This window comes from Acinetobacter sp. TUM15064 (genome assembly GCF_008980265.1).
GTDB lineage: Bacteria > Pseudomonadota > Gammaproteobacteria > Pseudomonadales > Moraxellaceae > Acinetobacter.
The window spans coordinates 1-1,966 of record NZ_BKFU01000133.1 but is presented as its reverse complement, the minus strand read 5'-3'; the positions used below and the strand labels follow the sequence as shown (position 1 = coordinate 1,966).

3 protein-coding genes and 1 pseudogene are annotated in these 1,966 nt (G+C 38.1%); 2 read left to right on the top strand and 2 right to left on the bottom strand.

The window, feature by feature from the left end; translation table 11 throughout:
* Positions 1-172 precede the first annotated feature (172 nt).
* Complete coding sequence (locus tag GBI16_RS17985) at positions 173-715, top strand: cysteine hydrolase family protein (RefSeq protein ID WP_151707603.1); 543 nt, start codon at positions 173-175, stop codon at positions 713-715.
* 86 nt (positions 716-801) lie between these two features.
* Here GBI16_RS17985 and GBI16_RS17980 read toward each other — a convergent pair whose 3' ends face one another.
* A complete protein-coding gene (locus tag GBI16_RS17980) occupies positions 802-1,083 on the bottom strand; it encodes an addiction module antidote protein (RefSeq protein ID WP_000985610.1) in 282 nt (93 codons plus the stop codon).
* Positions 1,084-1,290 (bottom strand): annotated as a pseudogene (locus GBI16_RS17975) (type II toxin-antitoxin system RelE/ParE family toxin); the annotation flags it as partial.
* Between the two features lie 64 nt (positions 1,291-1,354).
* On the opposite strand from GBI16_RS17975, the gene GBI16_RS17970 reads away from it, so the two are divergent.
* Positions 1,355-1,966, top strand: a 612-nt coding sequence (locus GBI16_RS17970; RefSeq protein WP_002048066.1) for an IS6-like element IS1008 family transposase, incomplete at its 3' end; no start/stop codon positions are given.

Here is a 1,966-nt window from a genome sequence, read left to right as displayed (position 1 = left end):
CGCTTGATTAAAGCTTGGTTATACGAGGACCAATTGGTTGTACGATAGATTTTAGGTGTAGGCTTCTTCATCTGGAAATTATATTACTGAAGAAGCCTTCAAGAATAGCTTTGTGCAACAAAGCCAAACATAAGTAGAACAAAACAAATATTAGTTAAGTAAAGGAATAGGTATGTCAAAATCAGCTTTATTAGTTATCGACTTACAAAATGAATATCTACCTACAGGTAAATTACCATTGGTAAATATTGAACAAGCTGCTGCTAATGCAGTGAAAGTAATTGCGAAAGCCCGTCAACTGGGTACTCAAGTGATTCATGTGCAACATATTGCTGATGCTGAATCTCCTATATTTGAACCTAGCTCAAATAGTATTGAATTTCAGGACACAGTTAAGCCGCAAGAAGATGAAGCTGTAATCATTAAAAATCACATCAATGCGTTCTTAAAAACGAATCTCAAAGAAATTTTAGATAGCAATCAAGTGACTGAGTTAGTCGTGATTGGTGCTATGACGCATATGTGTGTTGATGCTGCTGTTCGTGCTGCTTCTGATTTGGGTTATAAGGTAAAAGTGATACATGATGCTTGTGCAACACTAGACTTGGAATTTAATGGCGTTAAAGTACCTGCTGGTCATGTCCATGCAACATTAATGGCCGCTTTTGAATTTGCATATGCTCAAGTAATATCAACTGAAGATTATGTTAGCTAAAGACTAAGATTTCCTAAAATTAACATAATACACGTTATATGAAGTTAAAAAAGGGAGCTTTAAGCTCCCTTTTTTACTAGTTTTTTTTAAATTGCTAAGCGTAAATTCAGCGCTTTTACCACTTTAATAACAGTATCAAAGCTTGGATTTACATCGCCAGAAAGTGCTTTATAAAGACTTTCTCGGCCTAAACCTGTGTCTCTTGATAATTGAGCCATTCCTTTAGCTTTAGCAATATTACCTAAAGCTTTTGCAATGAATGCCGCATCACCATTAGATTCATCTATACAGGCTTGTAGGTAAGCTTGCATATCTTCTTCTGTTTTAAGATGTTCAGCACTGTCCCATTTACGAAGTTTGATAGCCATTTACAGCTCCTCCTCTAAATCTTGTGCTAGTTGTAGGGCAAGTTTTATATCTTTACTTTGCGTAGACTTGTCTCCGCCTGCTAAAAGAATAACGACCCTTTGCCCTTGCTTACAGTAATAGATCCTGTAGCCAGGTCCAAAGAAGAAACGTAATTCAGAGACACCTTCACCGACTGGTTCAGTATCTCCAAAGTTTCCATCTTCAACCGGCACTGTTGCAAATAGGCTGACATGATAAGCTAAATATCTTATTTATTTCGAGATACAGCAGATGAATCCCTTCCATGGTCGGCACTTTCAAGGTGAAATCATTCTTTGGGCTGTTCGTTGGTATTGTAAATATGGCATCAGCTATCGTGAACTTCAAGAAATGCTCGCTGAACGAGGTGTGAATGTTGACCACACCACAATTTATCGTTGGGTTCAGCGTTATGCTCCAGAAATGGAAAAACGCTTACGCTGGTATTGGCGTAATCCTACAGATTTACATTCATGGCATATGGATGAGACTTATATCAAAGTGAAGGGGCGATGGACTTACCTGTATCGTGCAGTTGATCAACGGGGTCATACGATTGACTTTTACCTTTCCGCTAGACGGAACAGTAAATCAGCCTATTGTTTTTTAGGAAAGATCTTCAATACGGTGAAAAAATGGCAAATTCCACGGGTCATCAATACAGATAAAGCAGCGACCTATGGCCATGCTTTATCACGGTTAAAGCGAGAAGGAAAATGTCCAGTAGATATTGAGCACAGGCAGATTAAGTATAAAAATAACGTGATTGAATGTGATCATGGTAAGTTAAAGCGGATCATCAGGGCCACATTAGGATTCAAATCTATGAAGACGGCTTATGCCACAATTAAAGGTATTGAAGTC

What these genes read in the sequence shown, in the direction of transcription:
- GBI16_RS17980 (WP_000985610.1), bottom strand. Translation starts at nt 1,083, where the DNA reads ATGGCTATCAAACTTCGTAAATGGGACAGTGCTGAACATCTTAAAACA.
- GBI16_RS17985 (WP_151707603.1), top strand. Translation starts at nt 173, where the DNA reads ATGTCAAAATCAGCTTTATTAGTTATCGACTTACAAAATGAATATCTA.